This is a genomic window from Streptomyces alanosinicus, from assembly GCF_014650595.1.
In the GTDB taxonomy this organism is placed as follows: Bacteria; Actinomycetota; Actinomycetes; order Streptomycetales; family Streptomycetaceae; genus Streptomyces; species Streptomyces alanosinicus.
The window spans coordinates 28,031-50,018 of record NZ_BMVG01000049.1 but is presented as its reverse complement, the minus strand read 5'-3'; the positions used below and the strand labels follow the sequence as shown (position 1 = coordinate 50,018).

Here is a 21,988-nt window from a genome sequence, read left to right as displayed (position 1 = left end):
TGAGGGCGGTGGCGACCCGGAGAACACGGATCGCCCCAGCGGTGGTGGTGGTCATGGTGGCGGTGAAGGAGGCGGCGACGGCGGCGGCGGTGGCGGTGACCCGGAGAACAGCAATCGCCCCAGCGGCGGCGGTGAGGGTGGCGGCGACCCGGAGAACGGTAACCGCCCCAGCGGCGGCGGTGGCCGCGAAGGCACCCTCGGCCGTGCCGGGACGACCGTACGCGGCGGCATCGACGCACCCGGCATCGGTGACATCGCCACGCACCTGTCGCCCTCCGCGCCCGAGACGGACGGTGGCTTCAACGCCGGTACGTTCCTCAGCGGTTCCGGTGGAGGCTGAGCCACCGCATGCTCTGCCATGTCTGCCGCGTCCACGTGCGGCGCGACTTCCCGTACTGCCTGCACTGCGGCACCCCGCGCCGGGGTGCCGCACCGACCTCGTTCGCCGCACCCCAGCTGCGCGGCCTCGACGAACCCACGCTGCTCGTCGCGCTGACCGGCCCGGTCACCACGCTGGGCCGGGGCGAGGACAACGACGTAGTCCTGTCCGACACCAGCGTCTCGCGCCGCCACGCCCGCATCGTCCGCACCGCTGAGGGCTTCCGGATCGAGGACCTGGACTCCTTCAACGGCACCGCTGTCGGCGGCGTCGACCTGCACGGCGGCGCGGCCGGCCTCGCCGACGGCACCGAGCTGTCCGTCGGCGACGTACGCCTGGTGTTTGAGCAGCCCCGCGATATCCGGATCGGCTCGCGTACGATGGTCGTCGGCACCCAGCTGACCCAGCTGCCCACCGCCGGACAGGCCGAACAAGCCGGGCAGGAGGAGGCCCCCGAGGCGAACGGCCCGCTCACCGCGCGCCCCCGTCGCCGTTCCGGCTGGGCCCTCAAGCAGATCCCCTCCGAACGCGGCACACCCCGCTGGGTGCTCAGCAGCACCCGGACCGGCCGCTATCTGGAACTGGACGAGCGCCAGGTGTTCCTGTGGCACGCCGTCGACGGCGAGAACACCGTACGGGACCTGCTGTTCGCCTACGCCGACCGCTACGGCGAACTCGCCCTGCCCCGCATCGAGTCCGCGCTCGCCGCGTTCGCGGACGCCGGACTGCTGCGCGGTCTGCCCGGGCGGCCGGACGAGGAGCGGCCGAAGGGCTGGCGGCGGGTGGCGCGTGCCGTGTACCGGGCGCTGCTGAAGCTGGAGGTGTCCGTCCCCGGCCTCGACCGGCTGGTGACCCGCCTCTACCAAGCTTTCGGCTGGCGGCTGTTCACCCGGACCGGGATGCTGCTCGCCTGGCTGTCGGTGGCCGGCGGCCTTGTCGCGTTCTTCGCCGCGCAGGGCCGGCACCGTCTGCTGGACTTCGGCGGGGTGGACGTGTGGGGCCCGGTCCTGCTGGCCGCCGGATATGTGACGGCGCTGCTCGTTCACGAACTCACGCACGCGCTGGCCGTGAAGTCGTACGGCCGCAAGGTCAGGCGCGGCGGGTTCCTGCTGATGATGGGTATGCCGTTCGCGTTCGTGGACACCAGCGACATGTGGTTCGGCTCCCGCTGGTCACGGGTTGTGGTGGCCCTGTCCGGGCCGCTGTCCACGGCGGCGCTGGCCGGCTGGTGCGCCACGGGCACGGCCCTGCTGCCCGCGGGAGCCGCCTCGGCCGTCCTCTACCACCTGGCCTTCGGTCTCTACCTGAACACCCTCTACAACTTCAACCCGCTGATGCCGTTGGACGGTTACCAGGCGCTGACCGACGCCCTGCGAGTGCCCCGGCTGCGCGAGGAGGCGAGCGCCTACTTCCGTACGGGCCTGTGGCGGGACCTGCGCGCGGGCAACCGGCCCGGCCCCCGTCAGGCCGGCCTGGCCGCCTACGGCCTCGCGGTCGTCGTGGGCACCTACGGTTTCTTCGGCCTCGCCCTGCTGGCCTGGCGCTCCCGCATCGGCGACCTGCTAGAGGGCCGGCTACCCGAGCCGTGGACCACGGTGATCGAGGCGGCCGTGGTCGCCCTGGTCGCCTTCCCGGTGTGGTCCGCGCCCGTGCGCTGGCTGCTGCGCCGGGTACGGCGCCGGCGGGACGCGAAGGACGTACCGCAGGGCGCAGGGCTCCCCGCGCCGGTGGAGGGGACCGCATGACCCAGGACACGCACACCCCCGACGGCGGCTGGGCCGTCCCCGGCTACGCGGCCGTCCGCACGCTCGGAGAGGGAGCCGGCGGCCGGGTCGTCCTCGCCCGGCACACCGCGACCGGCGTACCCGTCGCCGTCAAGTATCTGAGCGAACGCCTGCGCGCGGACCGGGAGTTCCTGGCCCGCTTCCGCGCCGAGGCCCGGCTGCTCGGCGAGCTCCGGCACCCCTGCGTGGTGCGGCTGTACGAGTACGTCGAGGCACGCGCCGGTGCCGCGATCGTGATGGAGGCGGTGGACGGCATCAGCCTGCGCCAACTGCTGCGCCGGCACGGGGCGACCGGCCCCGAGGCCGCGCTCGTCCTGCTCAAGGGCTCCCTTCTGGGGCTGGGCGCGGCCCACACGGCCGGAGTGGTACACCGCGACTACAAACCGGAGAACGTCCTGGTCCTCGCCGACGGCACCAGCACGCTCGCCGACTTCGGCATCGCGGTGCGCAGCGGCCGGGAGACCGACGCCACGGGCACGCCCGCCTATATGGCGCCGGAGCAGTGGAACGGCGAGCCCGCCGGCCCGGCGGCCGACGTCTACGCGGCGTCCGTGGTGTTCTTCGAGTGCCTGACCGGCCGGCGGCCGTTCCCCGGCGACGACGTGACCGCGCTGCGCCTGCAGCACCTGCGCGCACCGGCCCCGCTGGACGACGTACCCGCGCCGGTGCGTGCGCTGCTGCGCGCGGGCCTGGCGAAAGACCCGGTGGACCGGCCCGGCATCGAGACGTTCCTCGCCGAGCTGGAACGGTCCGCCACGGAGGGCTACGGCGCCGGCTGGGAGGAGCGTGGCCGTCGCCGGCTGGCCGAACTCGCCGCGCTGCTCGCCCTGCTGTTCCCGTTCACCACGACCGCGACCCTTGAGGGCTCGGCCAGTGCGCTGACCCTGCTGGGCCGGCTGAAACGCGGGGGATGGAAGGTGGCGACCGGTGGGGTGGCCGCGCTGGTGGTCGTCGCGGGCGGAGCGACGTACGCGTCGGGCCGCCCGCACGAGACATCGACGACGGTGGCGAGTTCCACCCCTTCGCCGGTCAACTCGCCTACGGGGTCGGGCAGTTCACCGTCCGCATCCACCTCGCCGACCGTCGCCCCGTCGCCCACGGCCGACGTGCCGCCCTCCGTCACGCCCTCCGGCAGCCCGTCTTCCTCGCCGCCACCCCCGACCTCGCCGAGCCCGTCCACGGCGAGCCCGTCCGCAGCGACGACCCCGACTGCCGAGCCGCCGGCCACCGCGTCCCCGAGCGCGGCCACCCCCGGCACGGTCACCCTCACCATCGGCTCCTGGCAGCGTGGACAGAGACCCGGCACGCTCATCGCGGCGGTGACGGTCGAGACGACGGGCACCGGTCCGCTGACCGTCACCGCGAACTACTACGTCGACACACCCGCCGACGCGTACGGCTCCCAGTCCCAGCCCCTGTCCGGGAGCACGCGGTACGACCTGACCTTCGAGGCCGATTTCTCCAACCACCCGTGCCGGGGGACCTGGGACGTCACACTCAGCAGCGACCCGGCGGCAGCGAACGGTCCCCAGACGGCCTCCGTGGACGCACCGCCGTGCTGACCACGCTCCCGAGAGACCCGAGAGACCCGAGAGACCCGAGAGACCCGAGAGACCCGAGAGACCCGAGAGACCCGAGGGGCCTGAGGGACCCGAGAGCCACTCCCCGCCGCGACGAGAACGGATCGACATGACGACAGCCACCACAGTGGCCGGCCGGCCCCTGTCCGGCTGGTCACGGCACACACGCCACGGCACCTGGCACGCCCTGCTCCCCGCGCGGTCCGGCGAGCGCACCCTCGGCGCGCTGCGCGTCGACCGAGCCCTGCTGGCGCCCGAGGGCACACGCGAGCGCCTGGCGGCCGTGGTGCTCGCCACGGCGCGGCTCAGGCTGCCCGGACTGCTCGGCACGGTCGACCTCGTGGCCGAGACCGGTGAGGTGTGGCTGCTCACGGCCCGGCCACCGGCCCCCACCCTGGCCGACGTGCTGTCGTCGGCGAACGGTCCTCGCCCGGACGCGGGCAGCGTGGCCAGCATCCTCAACGAGACCGCGCAGACCCTCCTCGCCCTGCACACAGCAGGCCTGACCCACGGCTCACTCGGCCCCGACACCGTCGTGATCGCCCCGGACGGGGTCGCCCTACTGGCCGAGGCGGAGCTGGGCATGGTGCTGGGCGACGCGGCCGCCGTACCGGTGCCGGGCGACACGCCGCACGCCGACCGCCAGGCAGTCGCCACCACTGCCTGGGCCGCCCTGGCCCGCACCCTCGGCGCCGCCTGGACACAGCCCGGAACCCCCGCGGCGGACCTGTTCGCCCGCTGCTCCGACACCGCCGAGTCGGAGGGGCTGGCGGCGGCCCGAGCAGAACTGGTGGCCGGACGCGCGGCGCTTCCGGCGGACTTCCTGCGCCGCACGGCGCTCCGCGCGGCGACGGCCGCGGTGACCCCGGAGTTCGCGCCGCCGAAGACACCGCAACCGTCCGCCGCAGTGGCCCCCGGTCGCCAGGCTCCACGGACAGATTCTCACCAGGCGCTGACCACAACCGACCCTGCCCCACGCCCCACCGCCCCCGAAGACCCTGCTGCCGCACCCGACCGCTCGTCCCGGCCTTCAGCCACCGCCGGCCAACCCGCCACGGTGGCCCACGCCCACCGCTCCGCAGGCCCGGACCCACAAGCCCTCCTGGTCGCCCCCGGACCTCACCCACCAGCCATCGCCGACCAGCTCACCACGGTCGGCCGCGCTCGCCGTTCCACCGCCCCGGACACCCAGGCGACCGTCCTCGGCAAGCGCAACCGAGTCACCTTGCCGCCGGTGGCGGCAGGGGAGGACTCCGGCGGGATCCTGCTCCGGTTCGGGCCCGGGGTCCCTGTGGAGGAGCAGGACGTCCTGCGTGCCCGATGGCGGACCGAGGCATCGGTTCCCGCCTCCCCCCGCTCGCGGCGTGGACGACGGGGCTGGATCGTCACCACGGCCGTCACCACGGCCATCGTCGCGATCGCCGTCGTCCTGCTCTGGCTGCTGCTGCGCCCGGCCCCCGCTCCCGCGGTCGTCGCTGTCCGTGTCCAGGCCCCCGCCGGGCCGTTGCACTGCGGTCAGACGGCCGACCTGATCGGTGTCATCACCACCGACGGACACGGCGGCCCCGTCACCTACCGGTGGCTGCGCGCGGACGGTCAGGACTCGGGCGAGCTGGTCCGCACCGCCCACCGCGGTGAACGCCGGGTCAGGGTGCATCTGCGCTGGACGGTCCGCGGGCCGGGCCGCTTCCGGGGTACCGCCCGCCTGAGGATCGCGCACCGGCCGGCCCCGATGGAGGCGGAGGCAAGCTTCACCTACGTCTGTCCTTGAAGCGTCTGTCTTTCAGGCGTCCGCCCTTGGGATGGTGTCGGGGTGAGCCGCGTCGCATCGGAGCGGGCCAGGCTTGCTATGCAACGAGTTGCATAGCAGGATCGGCGGCATGGCGCTCGAACACGCGATCCTGGTGTCGCTTTTGGAGAAGCCGGGATCCGGCTACGAGCTGGCCCGGCGCTTCGAGCGGTCCATCGGCTACTTCTGGACCGCCACCCACCAGCAGATCTACCGCGTGCTCAAGCGCATGGAGAACGACGGTTGGGTCGTCGTCAGGGACGTCCCGCAGCAGGGGCGGCCGGACAAGAAGGAGTACTCCGTCGCCGACCTCGGCCGGGCCGCGCTGTCCTCCTGGCTGCAGGATCCGATCGAACCGGAGAGCGTCCGCCACGACCTGGCCGTGAAGATCCGCGGCGCCGCCTTCGACGACCCGGCCGCCCTGATCCGCGAGGTGGAGCGGCACCGCCAGGCGCACCGGGACCGGCTGGCGCACTATCTCGCAGGAGAGGCGCGCGACTTCATGGCACCCGGAGCGGACACGGCCGGTCCGAAGACGCCGCTCGACGCGGAGCGAGAGCTCCAGCACGTCGTCCTGCGCGGCGGCATCGCGTACGAGCGGATGATGATCGGCTGGCTGGACGACGTGCTCGCCACGCTGGCCCGGTTCGGTCCGGGCCGCTGATCGCCGCCGCATCCGCCGCCGGTCCGCACGATCCGGGCGTCCAGCCGTCAAGCCGCCCAGCTGTCAGGCCGTCCAGCCGTCCAGCTGTCAGGCCGTCCAGCCGTCCAGCCGTCCAGCTGTCAGGCCGGCCTCCCGTTTCCCACCCGCCCACCAGCCGAAAGGCGTCATCCCATGGCCGACCAGCTGCTGTTCAACCCGCGCACCTACGACCCCGCGCACTTCGACCACGAGACACGCCGCCTGCTGCGTGCCACCGTCGACTGGTTCGAGGAGCGCGGGAAGCGCCGGCTGATCGAGGACTACCGCACCCGCGCCTGGCTCGGCGACTTCCTCGCCTTCGCGGCCAAGGAGAACCTGTTCGCCACCTTCCTGACGCCGTCGTCCGCCGAGGGCGAGGGCGAACCGGACAAGCGGTGGGACACCGCCCGGATCGCCGCACTCAACGAGATCCTGGGCTTCTACGGCCTCGACTACTGGTACGCCTGGCAGGTCACCATCCTCGGCCTCGGCCCGGTCTGGCAGAGCGACAACGCCGCCGCCCGCGCCCGCGCCGCCGAACTCCTCACCCAGGGAGAGGTGTTCGCGTTCGGCCTCTCCGAGAAGACCCACGGCGCCGACATCTACTCCACCGACATGCTGCTCGAACCGGACGGCAACGGCGGCTTCCGCGCCACCGGCTCCAAGTACTACATCGGCAACGGCAACGCCGCCGGACTCGTCTCCGTCTTCGGCCGCCGCAGCGACGTCGAGGGCCCCGACGGCTACGTGTTCTTCGCCGCCGACAGCCGTCACCCGGCCTATCACCTGGTCAAGAACGTCGTCGACTCCTCGAAGTTCGTCAGCGAGTTCCGGCTTGAGGACTACCCCGTAGCGGCCGAGGACGTCCTGCACACCGGCCGCGCCGCCTTCGACGCCGCCCTCAACACCGTCAACGTCGGCAAGTTCAACCTGTGCACCGCCTCGATCGGCATCTGCGAGCACGCGATGTACGAGGCCGTCACCCACGCCCACAACCGCATCCTCTACGGCCGCCCCGTCACCGCCTTCCCGCACGTGCGGCGCGAGCTGACCGACGCGTACGTCAGGCTCGTCGGCATGAAGTCGTTCAGCGACCGCGCTGTGGACTACTTCCGCTCCGCCGGCCCGGACGACCGCCGCTACCTGCTCTTCAACCCGATGACGAAGATGAAGGTGACCACGGAGGGCGAGAAGGTCATCGACCTGATGTGGGACGTCATCGCCGCCAAGGGCTTCGAGAAGGACAACTACTTCGCCCAGGCGGCCGTGGAGATCCGTGGCCTGCCGAAGCTGGAGGGCACGGTCCACGTCAACCTGGCGCTGATCCTGAAGTTCATGCGCAGCCACCTCCTCGACCCGGCCGAGTACCCCGCCGTGCCGACCCGCCTCGACGCGGCCGACGACGACTTCCTGTTCCGGCAGGGGCCGGCCCGCGGCCTCGGCTCGGTGCGCTTCCACGACTGGCGACCCGCCTACGACGCGTACGCGCACCTTCCCAACGTGACCCGCTTCCGCGAACAGGCCGACGCACTCTGTGAGTTCGTCGCCACGGCCGCTCCCGACGCGGAGCAGAGCCGTGACCTCGACCTGGTCCTCGCGGTCGGTCAGCTCTTCGCCCTGGTCGTGCACGGGCAGCTCGTCCTGGAGCAGGCCGCCCTGACCGGCCTCGACGAGGACGTGCTGGACGAACTCTTCGCCGTCCTCGTGCGGGACTTCTCCGCGCACGCCGTCGAACTGCACGGCAAGGACTCGGCGACCGAACAGCAGCAGGAGTGGGCGCTGGGTTCGATCCGGCGGCCGGTCGTCGACGAGGCACGCACGGAGCGGGTCTGGCAGCTGGTCCAGTCGCTGTCCGGCGCGTACGAGATGGCCCCGTAGACGCGTCGTACGCATCACCGGTGGCCGGGCCGCGCGGGCACGGCCACCGGTCGGCAAGGGGTCAGCCCCGTGTGCCCCACGTGCCGCGACGGGTGTCGCCGGGTGTGCGGCGACGGCACGGCCGAGCATCTGAGAGGTGGAGTCGACGCTTCTGGGTGCGCCTTCCGCGCCTATCGGAAGCCGAGGTGCGGATCGGTGTCGATCAGCTCACCGCTGGCGGCCCAAAGTCGAGCGGCGACGGCCGGATCGGTCATATGAGAGCGGACGGGCTCGCGTCGTGGTGTGCCACGCAGACCCAAGACCCTCGGTCCCGACAGGCGCCCTCCCTGTACCTCCGGGCGGAGGGCGGCACGGACGGCGGGCCATGCTCCGGCGTCCTTGCCCTGCACCAAGAGCCCGGCGGGCTAGGGCGTGTTGCCGCTCGCTGCGGGTTGGCACGCGCTCCGGCGGGTGGGACGGGGTGAGGGAGTCCAGTGCGCCGCCGGGGTGGGCCACCACACTGACCACCGTGCTGCCGACCGCCCGCAGTTGGCGATCGAGTTCGAAGCCGAAGCACATCTGCGCCAGCTTCGATCGGCCGTAGGCGCGCTTGGGCCGGTAGTCCAGGGTGGACTGTGGATCCTCCAGGTCCAGTCGCTCGGACCGGACCGTGCCGCGAAGCTTCCCACTGTCACGATGCGGCCGGCCGGCGCCACGGACAGCAGAGGGGCAGCCACCGGGTGAGCGCGAAGTGGCCGAGGTGGTTGGTGCCGAACACCAGCTCGTGGCCGTCCCCGGTCTCCCGACGCGGCGGGTCGTCGAGCGCGACCCCTGCGTTGTAGACCACCGCGTCGAGATGATCGAGATCCAACCTGTCTACGGCGGTCCTCAGGGACGACAGGCCGGCAGCCCTCCGTGCCGGTGATCCGGTGGACGCCCCAGTCGGCCGCAGCCAACCGCGAGCGAGATGCGGGTCGGCTCCTGCGGGCGGGGCGGCGGGGTCGCACGGGTCGTTCGGCATCTGGGAGGGAGATTGCTCTCGAAGACCAAAACGAGGACCGTTCCCCGGTTCGTGTTAGGGTCACTCCCGACATCTAAACGGGGAACCGTCCCCACTTTTGTCCGGGAGTCGCCGATGCGCACACAGCACCCCACCGTCCAACTCGCCGACCTCACTGACGACTTCACCGCCGATCCCTACTCCGCCTTCACCGCGCTGCGCTCGCGCGGGCCTGTCCACTACGTGCGATTCCCCACCGGGGACGAGTCGTGGCTGGTGGTCGGGCACGAGGAGGTGCGCGCCGCGTTCGCCGACCCCAGGCTGCGCAATGACGTGCGGCACTCCGCCGACTTCGAGGACGACGGGCTGTACGCCGTGGGCCGCAACATGCTCCAGGTCGATCCGCCCGATCACACCCGCCTGCGGACACTGGTGGCGCGCGAGTTCACCGCGCGCCGCGTCCAGGCGCTGCGTCCCCGTGTCGAGGAGGCGGCCGGGGCACTCCTGGACGCCGTGGTCGCCGACGGCCGTGCCGATCTTGTGACCGCGTACGCCTATCCGCTGCCGCTCACGATCATCTGCGAGCTGCTCGGCGTGCCAGAGGCGGACCGGGCTGCCTTCCGAGCGTGGTCCACGAAGGTGGTCGTCCTCGACGACCCGGAGCAGTCCACCCGCGCCATGCAGGAGATGGCCGCGTACCTCGCCGGGTTGGCGGAGGAGAAACGGCGACTGCGGGACGCGGCGGAGAGCGATCTGCTGCATGCCCTGGTCCGCACCCACGACGGGGACGGCGCCGACCGGCTCACCCCGGAGGAACTGCTCGGCATGGCCTTCCTGCTGCTCGTCGCAGGGCACGAGACCACCGTCAACCTCATCGCCAACGCCGTCCACCTGCTGCTCGGCCATCCCGGGCAGCTCGCCGCTCTCCGCGCCGACCCCGAGTTGCTGAAGGGAGCCGTGGAGGAGACGCTCCGCTTCGAGTCGCCCGCACCGGCGGGCACCTACCGCTACACCGCCGAACCGATCACCCTCGGCGGCGCCCGGATACCGGCGGGCGCGCGTGTCGTGCTCTCCATCGCCGCCGCGAACCGCGACCCCGCGCGCTTCCCCGCCCCGGAGCGGTTCGACATCCGCCGCGATCCGGCCGCGACCCGCGCCCACCTCGCCTTCGGGCACGGTCTGCACCACTGCCTGGGCGCCCCGCTGGCCCGCCTGGAGGCGACCCTGGCGCTGCGCATCCTGCTGGACCGCTTCCCTCGCCTGGCCTTCGACGGTGACGGCACACCGCAGTGGCGCACCAGTCTCATGCGGAGCCTGCGAGGGCTGCCGGTGCGCTGGTAGACGTCGGTCCCGGCCTCGCCGAGCCCCGCGCCCACCCCGTCAGCAAGGTTCTGTGTCATCGATCGGCGGTAGCATCCGTACCGGGGAGCGCTCTCCGGTACGGGGGCAGGACGGCGAAGAAGGAGACACGATGGGCGGCCACGCGCCGACGGGGCGCCGCGACGCGTTGCGCAACCGGAAGCTGCTGACACAGACGGCCCGCGAGGTCTTCGCGGAACAAGGGCTGAACGCTCCGCTCGACGTCATCGCCCGGCGCGCGGGCGTGGGCAACGCGACCCTCTACCGTCACTTTCCGACCCGCGCCGCGCTCGTGGACGAGGTCTTCCGGGATGCTCTCACCGAGACCATGGCCGCTGGCGCGCGGGCACGCACCGCCGAGGACGCCTGGACAGGGCTGACGCAGTACCTGCACACCGTCTTCGCGACGCTTGCCGCAGACCGCGGCACCAACGACCTCATGACCACGAGCTTGGCAGGCGTGACCTCTCTGGAGGCCATCCACACCCATAATCGCGACACCATCGCGGACCTGCTCCGCCGCGGCCAGGCGCAGGGCACCGTCCGCCCGAACCTCACCACCGAGGACGTCCTCTTCGCGCTGGCGGCGCTGGGCCGGGTCGTGCCTGCGCTGAGCACCGTCGCCCCGGACGCCTGGACCCGCCCGCTTGCGTTGCTCCTCGACGGTTTCCGCGCCCACCCGGCCGTGCCCACCCTGCCCGGGCCGCCCCTGACCTCCGCCCAGCTCGGCCATGTGCTCCTCGAGCTCGGCCCGCACCGGCAGCGTTGACTGAGGCTGTGAGCGACATCGTCCCCTCGTGCAGCAGCACCTGACTTCACCAGTGATCACTAGATCGGGTGCCATCCACGCGGTTCGGACCGCGCCAAGAGCTCCTGCCTCAAGCTGAGGTTGCTCTGAGACAAGATCACAGAAGGGCTTCAGCCGTGACCACCACGCCGCAGGGCGTCATCACCAGCAAGCTCGAACGCGCATTTGAGACGTTGGGCGCCGACCACGATGGGCACCTGGGCTGGACGGACTACCAGAAGCCCGCCGCCCGCCACCCGATATATCGACGCTTACAAGCTCGACAAGGACGACCGCCAGGCCAGGGCACTCCACACCTCCCTCCAGCTCTACTGGCTGGAGCTGCTGCGTCACGCGGGCGTGGACGGGGACCGGCTCACGAAGGGCCAGTTCGTCACGGCCAACCGGTTCGCTGCCATCGACACCAGTCGGCTCAACGTGATGGAGGGCGTCGGCCATGTGCTGTTCGACGCGCATCCGGGAACCCCCGTGGAGGTGCACACCCTGCATCAGCCGGCCGAGCTGCGGCGGCTGAAGGAGGTGGACGCTGAGCTGTTCCGCCAGGGGCGCGCGCACATCATGGACGGGCCGGCTCCCTGGGCGGTCAGTGCACGCGGTTGACGATCACGTCGCACAGCGCCTCCAGTTCGGCGAGGGCCTCGGGCACGGTGGTGAGGCGGTGCAGGCGCTCACGTGCGGCGGCGTGGCGCGCGGCTCGATCGGCGGTCCAGCGCCGCCCGCCCGCTCGACCAGGCGGGCCAGGTCGGCCGGTTCGGTGTCGGGGCGGGCGTAACGGCGGATCAGTTCGCCTCCGGCCGGGGTCTCGGAGGACAGCGCGGCGACCACCGGTACCGACATCTTGCGGTTCCGTAGATCGTTGAAGACCGGCTTGCCCGTGACCGATGCGTCGCCCCAGATACCGAGCAGGTCGTCCACCAGCTGGAAGGCCATGCCGAGGTCGTGTCCGAACGCCGCCCACTCGTCCGTCGTCTGCGGCGCGGCGCCGCCGTACAAGGCGCCCAGCCGGCAGGCGCAGGCGAACAGCGACGCCGTCTTGCCCGAGACCATCTCCAGACACTCCTGCGGCGTCACCTCTGACCTGCCTTCGAAGGCCAGGTCCAGGCCCTCGCCGACGGCGAGTTGGATCAGTGCGTCCAACAGAGCGGTCGATGCCTCACCCGATACCGGGCCGTCTGCCGCGTCGGCGTCCGACAGCACCTCGAATGCGGTCAGCAGCAAGGCATCCGCCGATCGGGCAGCGGCCGACGGGCCGAAGACCTGCCAGGCGGCCGGCCGGTGCCGCCGCACGGCCAGAATCACGCCCTGTCGACGTGCTGGACGAAGCCGTCCAAGAATCGATGCGCTCGAAGTGGTGGTTGGTGCGGCAGCCCGGGTTCTTGACGCCGACCCTGACCGGTCGCTTGTCTGCGCGACCTCTTGGAACTCCTTGGGAAGTGATCTCCAAGAACCGTGGATTCGGAACCGGGGGACGGTAAATGCGTCGACAGCGCCGCTCGGCACCCGGCAGAGTGGCCGCCCGTGACGAGCAGTGAGCTGTGGACCCGTGCGACCGCCGACCGCTACGACGCCGAGGAGACCGAGATGTCCTCGGCCGCCGTTCTCGAACCGACTCTCGCCTTCCTCGCCGAGCTCGCCGGAGACGGCCGGGCACTGGAGTTCGCCATCGGAACCGGACGAGTGGGCGTCCCGCTCCGGGAACGCGGCGTGCCGGTAGTGGGCATCGAACTGTCCGAGCACATGGCAGCGGTCCTGCGGCGCAAGATCGACGAGGACACGCTCCCGGTGGCCATCGGGGACATGGCCACCACCGTCGTCCCCGGCGAGTTCACCCTGGTCTATCTCGTCTACAACACCATCACGAACCTGCTCTCGCAGGACGAGCAGGTCGAGTGCTTCCGCAACGCCGCACGTCATCTGGCGCCCGGCGGCCGGTTCGTCGTCGAGCTGGGCGTGCCGCCGCTGCGGTTCTTGCCGCCCGGCCAGGTCGCGGTGCCGTTCGACGTCTCCGAGCGGCATCTCGGCTTCGACACCTTCGACCTGGTCCAGCAGATTCTGATCTCGCACCACTTCACCCATGATGGTGACGACGGCCGCTACCGCCGCGGCAGCTCCCGGCACCGGTACGCCTGGCCGGCAGAGCTCGACCTGATGGCACGGATCGCTGGGCTTGAGCTGGAACGTCGCGTCGCGGACTGGGACGGGGCGCCGTTCACCCAGGACTCCACGAAACACATCTCCGTGTGGCGCAAGCCGACCTGAGGTCAGCCACCGGGGACGGGACGACCTGAGCAGCCATGAGGCATCAGCCGCCACACCGCGCGCGCCGCACCTCCATCCGCGCCGGCTGTGGCGTCCTCGCGGGAAAAGGCCGGCAGCGCCCGGGTCGGCACCTCCAGTCCGGCCCCGCTCAGTTCTGTCAGCATCCGCTGTCCGGCACCGTTGGGCAGGCGTTCCGGGGACCGGCGCGCACCCGGACTGGCGGCGTTCGCCCGGACCTCGTCCGTGACCCGCCCGGCCGCGTCGGCAATGGAGCGCGCCGCACTCGATGTGACCGAGGCCCTTGGTGTGCGCGTCGACGCAGAAGCCACAGCCGTTGATCTGGCCGACGCGCAGCTTCACCCGTTCAAGCGTCCGCTGTTGCCCGTCAAGACGACGCATCCGGCCGAGCTGTGACATGACCGAATGTGGAGTGCGTCTCCCGAGTCGTCCAGGGGCGGAGCTTCTCCGGGTTCCGGACCGCCCAGATGCGGGTGATCCGGCCACCCGCGACGTCTAACGCGAACACCGCCACGGTGACGCCGTCGAGCCGGGCGGTCAGACCGGGCTGGGCGTTGACGGTGTGCTCCAGGATCGTCAGACCGGAGGCCCTGACCAGGAGTTCGACCAGGTAGCGGGCGATCTGCTCGCTGCCTTCGACAGGGCGCGGTGCGGCGGCCACGAGCCCGCCGCCGTCGCCGATCGCGGTTGCGTCGGGGGCGAGCAGGCCGATGAGCGCGTCGATGTCCTTGGCTTCCCAGGCCTGTTTGAAGTCCCGGACGAGAGCGGCTCGTCGAGGCTCCCGAGTCACATTCACCCGTGAGGTGTCGACGCGCCGGCGGGCGGAGGAGGCCAGTTGGCGGCAGGCGGCCGGAGTGCGGCCGACGATCTCGGCCACCTCGGCGAAGGGGTAGCGGAAGACATCGTGCAGGATGAAGGCGACGCGCTCGGCCGGGGTCATCGAGTCGAGGATGACGAGGAAGGCCATGTTGACCGACTCGTCGAGGGTGACCCGGTCGGCCGGGTCGACCGGGCCGGCATCCGGGCGGGCGTCGATCCACTCCGCGTGTCCGGGCAGCGGCTCGGGGAGCCATTCGCCCACGTAGCTCTCGCGTCGGACCCGAGCCGAGCCGAGCACGTCGAGGCAGATGCGACTGGCGACCTTCGTCAGCCAGGCCCCAGGGGACTCGATGGCGTCCTGCTGCTGCGGGGTCATGGCGTACCAGCGCGCGTAAGTCTCCTGCACGACGTCCTCGGCATCGGCCAGCGAACCGAGGAGCCGGTATGCCACGCCGATCAGTTGACGCCGTTCGCTCATGATCGCGCTGAGGTACGGATCGGTGTGACCGGTTCCCGGCCCTGACGAGTTGCTCATGGTGCCCGACTCTCCCTGTCGCTCGTGCATCCCATCTGCGTGCACCGGTACGACGAACCAGTCCCTCGGAATGTGACCGTCCGCCCGGCCTCACATTCCGGCGCGCTGCTCCGTCGTATGTGGTGGGACCAACACCGACATCGGACAGGAAGGCACATGGACACCATGACCGACCTTCAGGGCCCTCGTCGATCGCATCGAGATCGAGGCCCTGCGCGGCGAGTTCACCGACGCGGGGATGATGCACGACTATGACCGCTTCGCGTCGCTGTTCACCGCCGACGGCGCGTGGCGGATGCCGGAGATCCCGCTTGAGTTCGTCGGCCGCGAGGAGATCCGCACCGCGGTCGAGCGGCTGCAGGGGAACTGGGAGTTCTTCGTGCAGACCGTGCACCCGGGCGCGGTCCGGATCGAGGGCGACACGGCGGCCGGCCGTGCCCACGTCGCGGAGTTCGGGCGTATGCGCGATGGCAGCTCGCACCTCAACTACGTCCTCTGCCACGATCGTTACCGGCGCACCCCGGACGGCTGGAGGTTCACCGAGCGGGTCTACGAGATCAGGTACGTCGACACCACCCCGCTGCCCGGAACGGCGCCCCGCCCCGTCGGCGCGTCGTGACCCTCCCCATACCGCAGGATTCCAGCGCCCTCTTTCGCCTCTCCGACAAGGAGTGACCCAGTATGTCCCCCCTCACCGCACTCGCCGAACTGACCGGCGACTACGTCTTCGACCTGGCCCGGACCCGGATCGGCTTCGTCGCTCGGCACGCCATGGGCACCAGGGTGCGCGGGCATTTTGCGGAGTTCGAGGGCGGCGCGCACCTCGACGGCTCCGACCCCTCGAAGTCCTCCGTCCGCCTCACGATCCCGGCCAACGGCATCCGCACCGGCAGCCGGCGCCGTGACGACCAGCTGTGCGATGTGTTTCTCGGCGTGCACGATCATCCGTCCCTCCGTTTCGTCTCGACCGGGGTGCAGCAGCGCTCCGCGTCCATGTTCGCGGTCGGCGGCGACCTGACCGTCCGCGGAGTGACCCGCCCGGTCACTCTGGCTCTCGAACTGTCCGGCGTCGAGAACGACTTGCTCCGCGGCTTCCGGGTCCGCTTCACGGGCGGCACCACCACTGACCGCAACGACTGGGGCGTGAACTGGAATGCCGCGACCAGGTTGATGGTCAGCCCCAAGGTGTTTCTGGAACTCGACGTTACGACGATCCGGAATGCTTGAGAGTATGGGACGCGTGGGATGTATGGGACGCATGGGACCTAGCCGCGACAGCGTTGGTGCACCGTGCCGTCCACGGTTGGGACACACCGGTTCCCTGGACTGCGTGCCGCTGTACTGGGGCCTCGCCCGCACCACGGCGCTCCTCGACGTCGACCTGGTGGCCGACACCCCGGACCGTCTCGCCCGACGCCTGCTCTCGGGCGATCTCGACATCGCCGCGGTGCCCGCCGTCACCTACCTGCGGCACAGCCGGACGCTGCTCGCGCTGCCCGGCATCGCGGCCGGGAGCGACGGGCCGATGATGTCGGCTGTCCTGGTCTGCGATGTGGGCCCGGACGAGCTGCACGAGCTGCACGGCCGGACCGTCGCGTTGACCCGGACCGGCCCGACCTCCAGCCGGCTGGCGCGGCTGCTGCTGGAGCAGCGTTACGGAGTGGCCGCCCGTTACGTTCCCGGGTCGTCCTCTCCGCCGTCCGTACGCCATGGAGCGGACGCCGAGGTGTTGTTCGGGAACACGGCGCTGGATGCCGTGGTCGCCCGGCAGCGGAAGGCGGACGGGCCGCGGATCCACGACCTCGCAGGACTCTGGCGCGACTGGACCGGCCTGCCGTTCGTCTTCGCGGTCTGGGCGGTCCGCCGCGAGTACGCCCGGCACCGACCGGACGCCGTGGAGGCCGCCCATCGAGGCCTCCTCGCCGCCCGAGACCTGGCCCGCACCGAGAACGCCGAGCTCGCCGCCCGTACCGCCCGCTGGGAGCCCTTCGAGGAGAGGACACTGGCGCATTATTTCGGCCACACCCTGGACTACTCCTTCGGCCCCCGCCAGATGGCCGGACTTGCGGAATTCGCCCGCCGCACCGGCCACCCTGTGCCGTCGGATGTGGAAAGGGCGACAAGTGTCAAACCTGAAGGAGAAGGGAGTCACTGAGCTGTTCGCGTTGTTGTCGGCTGTTGGGTAAGCGATGTACGCCCGCAGCGCCGCCGTGGTGCAGTCGGTGACCGTATCCCAGGCCGGGCACCGCTCGTACGCGTCGGGCCTGTGCGCGGTCACCACCGAGCTGCCCGATCAGCCGGTCAACGAGACATCCCCTGGCCCCACCCGGCGTACGGCCTTCCGCCCCCGGTCCTCCACGGAGACGGGCGGTCGGTATCTACGCCTGGGCGGTCTGCGTCTTCGCTTGGCACGCGACACGGCGCGCGGTGCACCCGGGCGGCGTTCGCAGAGGCAGCTGGTAAAGAGCGCGGTCGGCCCGCCTGCAGGAGCCTGTTACGTTTGCGGGCGTTCTGAAGACGCAAAGAGAGAACGGATGTTGTTGTGCGCAAGGCGCGATGGACAGTGGCCGCGACGCTTGCCGTGGTCGTGATGACCGCCGGGTGCGGCGGCAAGAGCGCGGGTGCGAAGACGGCAGGCGGCCCGGCAAATGCCACCACTGGCGTGACGAAAAAGCCGGCCGGGGCGGCTCCGTCTCACGGCACGCTCCTTGAGCGAGCGGCCGGCACCTGGAAATTCATCGCTACCCCCACTGATGATTCGTTGGACACGCTCGTCGTCAAGGACGGCAGAGCCACGGCCAAGGGCGCGAAGCTCTCGTGCACCGGCACCTTCGTGCCGACGAAGAAGGACGGCCGGGAATCCGCGACCATCACCTATAAGTGCCAGGGCGGCAAGGACGGCAGGCGCGGCCTGGGCCACCTGAAGGTGGACCCGGACGGGTCCTCGCTCGTGATCGACTTTGACGGTCCTCCCGGCGGCTGGGGCGGCCCGGTCGACAGCTACCGTCGGGCCTGAATTGCCGCATCTGAGCCGGGCATTACATGACAGTCCGAGGGGGCGGCGTTTGCCCAGCTCAGAATTCGAACGGGGTCCGAGGTTCGGGATGCGGCGAAGGCGGCGGAGAGGCGGTCGACGGCCGTGGCCAGTTCGGGTGGGGTCAGGGTCGCGAAGGACAGGCGCAGGTTGGCGCGAGCCGTCCCGGTCGATGCAGAAGGGGCCGCCTGGCACGATGGCGACCCTCTCGGCGAGCGCCGCACGCTCCAACCCGTCCGAGGTGACGCCAGGTTCGGTGATCGTGTACCAGAAGAAGAGGCCGCCGCGCGGGCGGCGGAACTCCAGCCAGGGCAGCCGCGTCTCGATCAGCTCGGACAGCAGGTCCGCCTTGTCCCGGTAGAAGTCCCGCAGCCCCGGGCAGAGGGTCTTGGAAAGGCTCATGAGCCGGATCACACGGTCGGTGTGCACATCGACCGAGGGGCCGCGCTCTCCGTCGAAGGCCAGATCGGCGTACGGGTCGTCCTCCACCACCAGAAAGCCGAACTCCTCGGCGAGTGCGGCCAGATGGCTCCGCCCGGGCGGCGGAGAGCAAAGCACCGGAGGGGGAAGTGCGGTACGACGTACCCCAGCTTGCGACGCTCACCGGCGGTCAGCCTGGCTGCGAGGACCTCGGTGTCCATGCCGTCCTCGTCGCTGGGCACCGGCAGCAGCCGGGCGCCTACGCGGCGGAAGGACTGGACGGCGCCGAGGTAGCTCGGGTCGTCGAGTGCGACAGCGTCGCCCTCCTCCAGGATGGCGCCCGCCACAAGGTCGATGCCCTGTTGACTGCCGCTGGTCACGAGCGTCTGGCCGGCGGTGGCCGCGGCACCGGTCATGGAGGCGAGGCGGGCGAGCGCCTCACGCATGGCCGGTACGCCCTCGGCGGGCGCGTACTGGAGGGCTGCGGCGGGGGACTCGGCGAGCACCCGCGCCACCAGCCCGGCGAGCTCCGCCGTGGGAAAGGTGTCCGGCGCGGGCAGGCCGCCCGCCATGGAGAGCACACCGGGGGCGGTGCCGGCGGCGAGGATGTCCCTGATCGCGTCGGACCGTGCGAACTGGCTTCTCCGGGCGAGCAGTTCGGTGTATGTCATCGGGGAAGACGGCATACGCACGCTTTCTCGAGTGGGTAGGAAGGCGGATGTGGCCGGGCGCGGTCACCGGCGGGGCGGGTCGCATACGGAGTCGTCGCGGCGGTCGCGCACCGACTCCAGGATCGTCGTCACCGCGCGGGCGCCGGGCAGATGGCGGCGCCGGAGCGGGCGGCGCCCTCGCCCTCCGGCAGCACGACGGCCTCCTGGACCTCGGGGTAGCGGCGCAGCCCCCGTTCCACCTTGCCGGCTCGACCCGGTAGCCGCGGATCTTCACCTGGTTGTCGGCGCGGCCGACGAACACCAGAACGCCGTCCGGACGCTGCCGCACCAGGTGCCGGTGCGGTACGCGCGTATGCCGCCGTCCTCGCCCGGCAGCGTCAGGAAGCGTTCGTCGGTCAGGTCCGGGCGGTCCTGGTAGCCGCGGGCCACACCGGAGCCGCTGACGAACAGCTCGCCGATCTCACCGGTGGCCACCGGTGGCCACCGGTTCGAGCTCCGGCGAGAGCACCCGCACGGACACCCCGTCCAGAGGCAGCCCGATCGGGATGACGTCGGACTGCGCGTGCTCGGCGGTCGCCTCGTGCGCGGTGCAGGCGGTAGTGATCTCGGCGGGGCCGTAGAGGTTGTAGAGGCTGCCCTTGAACTGCCCGTCCAGGAGCGCCCGGCAGGCCGACGGGAGGATCACGTCGCCGCCCGCCTGGAAGCCGTGACCGCAGGCCGCCAGCACCCGACGTCGTCTCACGATCCGAGACTGCGGGCGTGTACTCCTCGGGGGCCACCTTCAGGTCGGCACGCCAGAAGAAGGCGGCGTCCTTGTAACGGGACCGCAGTACCGCCTCGTTGCCCGCCCACACCACGTCCTCGTCGTCGCACGTGCCGTTGGCGAACGTGACGACGTTCGACGTGAGCGTGCCGTCGCTGTCGAGCACCGGAAGACAGCGACATCCCGCCTGACGCAGCTCGAAATCCCGGCCGACCGTGTGAGGGACAGCGGGGCTTTCTGCGCACCGCTACGACAGCAGCCGCGCGAGCGCCGGAACATCGGGGACCACGACGTCGACGCCGGCCGGAGGGGCGACGGCGGGCGCGTCAGGGCCCCATTCCGGGCGTGGAATGTAGGCAGTACGCAGACCGGCCCCGGCGGCGGCTTCGAGGTCGTCGGGGTGGCAAGCCACCATCAGCAGCCGCCCGGCACGGACACCGAGCAGCTCGGCAGCCATCAGATACGCCCTGGGGTCGGGCTTGTACGTCGCGGCCTGTTCGGTCGACAGGACGCAGTCGAACCGCAGCCCGGCACGCTTCGCCAGCCGGGTGAGAAGACCGACGGAGCCGTTGGAAAGCGTCGCCGTGATCAAGGGCGTTGCCTGCAGCGCGGCGAGCCCCGACGGCACGTCCGGCCAGGCCTGAAGACGGCTCCATGCCTGCACCAGGCCGGCACGGTCGCCCTCGATGAACGCGGTGAGGCCGAATGCGGCCAGGACCTCGTCCAGCATCAGCCGGTGCAGCTCGTCCAGGGTTCGACAGGGCAGCGTGCCGTCCAGCACCTTCAGCAGCGCGGGCCGATAAGCCCTGCGCCACGCCTCCGTCACCGCCGTCCAGTCGGCGTCCAGCCTCGCCCGGCCGGCTGTCTCGGCGAATTCAGCGGCGATGCTCGTCCGCCAGTCGGTCAACGTACCGAACACGTCGAACACCACGGCGTCCACAGCTGCGTCCTCGGCGGGAGGAGTCGGGCGGCACCCGGACGGGACTGCTGGCTGACATCCGCGCGAGGTGTTACGAGCTCATGGAAAAGGATTTGAGCGAGGCGGCGTCCCGCTCTACCTTCGTAGCGGATCGTGAAGTCGTCGTTTGGAGGTGAGCCCCGTGAACGCAGTTACCCGTGGGTGCTCCCTCAACCCGTCACGGTCCGGCGGCTGACGTTCGGTGTCGCCAGGAGCGCCTGAGATCGAGGCACTCCTGGAAGGAGACTCCGATGACTACAAAGCCTTTTACATCTGGACTGGGCAAGAACGCGGTGGTGATCACGCGCGTCGCCGATGGGCAGTGGCATGCACTGCATGACGACCTGGTGGTCGGCCGCGGGTACGCCGAGCACCGGCCGGACGCACGCCTGTTCGTCAGCATCGACGCCTGGCACGACACCACCTTCGACCGGCTCGCCGAGGCGATGCTGGCGGAACTGCCGGCGCCGCTGCACACGGTGGTCGACGAAGCCGACATACAGCTGACGGCCGGCTGGCGGCGGGCCGGTTTCACGATCCGGCGCCGCGAGTGGGAGTGCGTCGTGCCTACGGACCCGCGGGTCACCGGGCTGGACGAAGTCCTGCCGCCGTCGGGCGTGACGATCGTGCCCGCCGGCCAGGCGGACGAGGGCCTGCTGCGGGCGGTGGACCGCGCGATCCGTGACGAGGTCGAGGCGGCCGTCGGGTGGCAGTCGATGCCCGCGGAGGTGATATGCCGACCCGAAGGCGACACCATCGTCGACCCGTCGAAGTACGCGGTGGCCGCGGCGCCGGACCGCTACCTGGGCCTGATCCGGGTGGTGACGGTGAAACGGCCGCGCATCGGGCTGGTCGCGGTCCGGGCCGACGAGCAGCGCCGCGGCATCGCGCGGGCGCTGCTGGCCCACGCGCTGGGGACGCTGCACCGCTCCGGGTTCGCCGAGGCCTGGACCGAGGTCCACGAGTCCAACCGAGCAGCCTCGGCGCTGTTCGAGGGCATCGGCGCCCGGCAGATGAGCAGCAACCTGGAGCTGGTGCGATGACGAAGAACAAGAATGTCATCGAAGTCGAGGGCAGGGTCGTCGAGTGCCTGCGCAGTGCCATGTTCACCGTGGAGCTTGAGAACGGCCACCGGGTGCTCGCGCACATCAGCGGGAAGATCCGCAAGAACTACATCAAAATCATGCTGGAGGACCGGGTGCTGGTGGAACTCCCGCCGTATGACCTGACACGCGGCCGGATCGTGTTCCGATACCGGAACTAGCGACGGTCG

At 71.1% G+C, this 21,988-nt stretch carries 20 protein-coding genes and 5 pseudogenes; 16 read left to right on the top strand and 9 right to left on the bottom strand.

What is annotated here, in order from left to right; genetic code table 11:
* From IE277_RS41535 to IE277_RS41510, 6 genes and pseudogenes are all read left to right on the top strand, one after another.
* Positions 1-340, top strand: a pseudogene (locus IE277_RS41535) (hypothetical protein); the annotation flags it as partial.
* Between the two features lie 8 nt (positions 341-348).
* Positions 349-2,124 carry an FHA domain-containing protein gene (locus IE277_RS41530; RefSeq protein ID WP_189958905.1) on the top strand — a complete coding sequence of 592 codons (1,776 nt, stop codon included), beginning with the start codon at positions 349-351 and terminating at the stop codon, positions 2,122-2,124.
* Positions 2,121-3,725: a serine/threonine-protein kinase gene (locus IE277_RS41525; protein ID WP_189958904.1), complete on the top strand. Its 1,605-nt coding sequence runs from the start codon at positions 2,121-2,123 to the stop codon at positions 3,723-3,725. The genes IE277_RS41530 and IE277_RS41525 overlap by 4 nt, the downstream gene beginning before the upstream one ends.
* A gap of 127 nt (positions 3,726-3,852) precedes the next feature.
* Positions 3,853-5,514, top strand: coding sequence for a hypothetical protein (locus IE277_RS41520; RefSeq protein ID WP_189958903.1), 1,662 nt, complete (start codon positions 3,853-3,855; stop codon positions 5,512-5,514).
* Positions 5,515-5,623: 109 nt separating this feature from the next.
* Positions 5,624-6,196: a PadR family transcriptional regulator gene (locus IE277_RS41515; protein WP_189958902.1), complete on the top strand. Its 573-nt coding sequence runs from the start codon at positions 5,624-5,626 to the stop codon at positions 6,194-6,196.
* A gap of 171 nt (positions 6,197-6,367) precedes the next feature.
* Positions 6,368-8,092, top strand: a complete 1,725-nt coding sequence (locus IE277_RS41510; protein ID WP_189958901.1) for an acyl-CoA dehydrogenase family protein — start codon at positions 6,368-6,370, stop codon at positions 8,090-8,092.
* 170 nt (positions 8,093-8,262) lie between these two features.
* On the opposite strand, the pseudogene IE277_RS41505 reads toward IE277_RS41510, so the two are convergent.
* Positions 8,263-8,978 (bottom strand): annotated as a pseudogene (locus IE277_RS41505) (SDR family NAD(P)-dependent oxidoreductase); the annotation flags it as partial.
* Positions 8,979-9,206: 228 nt separating this feature from the next.
* Between IE277_RS41505 and IE277_RS41500 the strand changes: the two are divergent.
* From IE277_RS41500 to IE277_RS41490, 3 genes are all read left to right on the top strand, one after another.
* Complete coding sequence (locus tag IE277_RS41500; RefSeq protein WP_189958900.1) at positions 9,207-10,412, top strand: cytochrome P450 family protein; 1,206 nt, start codon at positions 9,207-9,209, stop codon at positions 10,410-10,412.
* Positions 10,413-10,542: 130 nt separating this feature from the next.
* The gene (locus tag IE277_RS41495) at positions 10,543-11,199 is read left to right on the top strand and encodes a TetR/AcrR family transcriptional regulator (protein WP_189958899.1); all 657 of its coding nucleotides are present in this window, start codon (positions 10,543-10,545) and stop codon (positions 11,197-11,199) included.
* 228 nt (positions 11,200-11,427) lie between these two features.
* Positions 11,428-11,838 carry a hypothetical protein gene (locus IE277_RS41490; protein ID WP_189958898.1) on the top strand — a complete coding sequence of 137 codons (411 nt, stop codon included), beginning with the start codon at positions 11,428-11,430 and terminating at the stop codon, positions 11,836-11,838.
* A gap of 3 nt (positions 11,839-11,841) precedes the next feature.
* On the opposite strand, the pseudogene IE277_RS41485 reads toward IE277_RS41490, so the two are convergent.
* A pseudogene (locus IE277_RS41485) lies at positions 11,842-12,513 on the bottom strand (polyprenyl synthetase family protein); the annotation flags it as partial.
* A gap of 243 nt (positions 12,514-12,756) precedes the next feature.
* Here IE277_RS41485 and IE277_RS41480 point away from each other — a divergent pair.
* Positions 12,757-13,497: a class I SAM-dependent DNA methyltransferase gene (locus IE277_RS41480; protein ID WP_189958897.1), complete on the top strand. Its 741-nt coding sequence runs from the start codon at positions 12,757-12,759 to the stop codon at positions 13,495-13,497.
* 333 nt (positions 13,498-13,830) lie between these two features.
* Here IE277_RS41480 and IE277_RS49910 read toward each other — a convergent pair.
* Positions 13,831-13,896, bottom strand: a pseudogene (locus tag IE277_RS49910) (hypothetical protein); the annotation flags it as partial.
* On the bottom strand, positions 13,883-14,869 hold the full coding sequence (gene sigJ, locus IE277_RS41470; protein WP_189958896.1) for an RNA polymerase sigma factor SigJ: 987 nt from the start codon (positions 14,867-14,869) through the stop codon (positions 13,883-13,885). The pseudogene IE277_RS49910 and the gene sigJ, both read right to left, overlap by 14 nt.
* 238 nt (positions 14,870-15,107) lie before the next feature.
* Here sigJ and IE277_RS41465 point away from each other — a divergent pair, with 238 nt between their 5' ends.
* The 4 genes from IE277_RS41465 to IE277_RS41450 all read left to right on the top strand — a co-directional run bounded on the left by IE277_RS41465 (position 15,108) and on the right by IE277_RS41450 (position 17,885).
* Positions 15,108-15,488 carry a nuclear transport factor 2 family protein gene (locus IE277_RS41465; RefSeq protein WP_229882394.1) on the top strand — a complete coding sequence of 127 codons (381 nt, stop codon included), beginning with the start codon at positions 15,108-15,110 and terminating at the stop codon, positions 15,486-15,488.
* 62 nt (positions 15,489-15,550) lie between these two features.
* A complete protein-coding gene (locus IE277_RS41460; RefSeq protein WP_189958895.1) occupies positions 15,551-16,096 on the top strand; it encodes a YceI family protein in 546 nt (181 codons plus the stop codon).
* 76 nt (positions 16,097-16,172) lie between these two features.
* On the top strand, positions 16,173-17,024 hold the full coding sequence (locus IE277_RS41455; RefSeq protein WP_229882393.1) for a menaquinone biosynthetic enzyme MqnA/MqnD family protein: 852 nt from the start codon (positions 16,173-16,175) through the stop codon (positions 17,022-17,024).
* A gap of 408 nt (positions 17,025-17,432) precedes the next feature.
* Positions 17,433-17,885: a hypothetical protein gene (locus IE277_RS41450; RefSeq protein ID WP_189958893.1), complete on the top strand. Its 453-nt coding sequence runs from the start codon at positions 17,433-17,435 to the stop codon at positions 17,883-17,885.
* Positions 17,886-18,313: 428 nt separating this feature from the next.
* On the opposite strand, the gene IE277_RS48255 is transcribed toward IE277_RS41450, so the two are convergent.
* The 5 genes and pseudogenes from IE277_RS48255 to IE277_RS41425 form a co-directional block, all read right to left on the bottom strand.
* A complete protein-coding gene (locus IE277_RS48255; protein WP_229882392.1) occupies positions 18,314-18,994 on the bottom strand; it encodes an aminotransferase class I/II-fold pyridoxal phosphate-dependent enzyme in 681 nt (226 codons plus the stop codon).
* A gap of 270 nt (positions 18,995-19,264) precedes the next feature.
* The gene (locus IE277_RS41440) at positions 19,265-19,468 is read right to left on the bottom strand and encodes a hypothetical protein (RefSeq protein WP_189958892.1); all 204 of its coding nucleotides are present in this window, start codon (positions 19,466-19,468) and stop codon (positions 19,265-19,267) included.
* Entirely contained in the window at positions 19,455-19,736 is a 282-nt protein-coding gene (locus IE277_RS41435; protein WP_189958891.1) for an AMP-binding protein, read from the bottom strand. The genes IE277_RS41440 and IE277_RS41435 overlap by 14 nt, the downstream gene beginning before the upstream one ends.
* 22 nt (positions 19,737-19,758) lie before the next feature.
* Positions 19,759-19,923: pseudogene (locus IE277_RS48250) on the bottom strand (glycine--tRNA ligase subunit beta); the annotation flags it as partial.
* A gap of 81 nt (positions 19,924-20,004) precedes the next feature.
* Complete coding sequence (locus IE277_RS41425) at positions 20,005-20,697, bottom strand: haloacid dehalogenase type II (protein ID WP_189958890.1); 693 nt, start codon at positions 20,695-20,697, stop codon at positions 20,005-20,007.
* A gap of 269 nt (positions 20,698-20,966) precedes the next feature.
* Here IE277_RS41425 and IE277_RS41420 point away from each other — a divergent pair, with 269 nt between their 5' ends.
* The gene (locus IE277_RS41420) at positions 20,967-21,758 is read left to right on the top strand and encodes a GNAT family N-acetyltransferase (RefSeq protein WP_189958889.1); all 792 of its coding nucleotides are present in this window, start codon (positions 20,967-20,969) and stop codon (positions 21,756-21,758) included.
* The gene (gene infA / locus IE277_RS41415; protein WP_189958888.1) at positions 21,755-21,979 is read left to right on the top strand and encodes a translation initiation factor IF-1; all 225 of its coding nucleotides are present in this window, start codon (positions 21,755-21,757) and stop codon (positions 21,977-21,979) included. Before IE277_RS41420 ends, infA begins: the two co-directional genes overlap by 4 nt.
* The last annotated feature ends 9 nt before the right edge of the window (positions 21,980-21,988 follow it).

Coding starts and splice junctions, on each gene's coding strand:
- IE277_RS41530 (WP_189958905.1), top strand. CDS start 349: ATGCTCTGCCATGTCTGCCGCGTCCACGTGCGGCGCGACTTCCCGTAC.
- IE277_RS41525 (WP_189958904.1), top strand. CDS start 2,121: ATGACCCAGGACACGCACACCCCCGACGGCGGCTGGGCCGTCCCCGGC.
- IE277_RS41520 (WP_189958903.1), top strand. CDS start 3,853: ATGACGACAGCCACCACAGTGGCCGGCCGGCCCCTGTCCGGCTGGTCA.
- IE277_RS41515 (WP_189958902.1), top strand. CDS start 5,624: ATGGCGCTCGAACACGCGATCCTGGTGTCGCTTTTGGAGAAGCCGGGA.
- IE277_RS41510 (WP_189958901.1), top strand. CDS start 6,368: ATGGCCGACCAGCTGCTGTTCAACCCGCGCACCTACGACCCCGCGCAC.
- IE277_RS41500 (WP_189958900.1), top strand. CDS start 9,207: ATGCGCACACAGCACCCCACCGTCCAACTCGCCGACCTCACTGACGAC.
- IE277_RS41495 (WP_189958899.1), top strand. CDS start 10,543: ATGGGCGGCCACGCGCCGACGGGGCGCCGCGACGCGTTGCGCAACCGG.
- IE277_RS41490 (WP_189958898.1), top strand. CDS start 11,428: ATGGGCACCTGGGCTGGACGGACTACCAGAAGCCCGCCGCCCGCCACC.
- sigJ (WP_189958896.1), bottom strand. CDS start 14,869: ATGAGCAACTCGTCAGGGCCGGGAACCGGTCACACCGATCCGTACCTC.
- IE277_RS41465 (WP_229882394.1), top strand. CDS start 15,108: ATGATGCACGACTATGACCGCTTCGCGTCGCTGTTCACCGCCGACGGC.
- IE277_RS41460 (WP_189958895.1), top strand. CDS start 15,551: ATGTCCCCCCTCACCGCACTCGCCGAACTGACCGGCGACTACGTCTTC.
- IE277_RS48255 (WP_229882392.1), bottom strand. CDS start 18,994: ATGACATACACCGAACTGCTCGCCCGGAGAAGCCAGTTCGCACGGTCC.
- IE277_RS41420 (WP_189958889.1), top strand. CDS start 20,967: ATGACTACAAAGCCTTTTACATCTGGACTGGGCAAGAACGCGGTGGTG.
- infA (WP_189958888.1), top strand. CDS start 21,755: ATGACGAAGAACAAGAATGTCATCGAAGTCGAGGGCAGGGTCGTCGAG.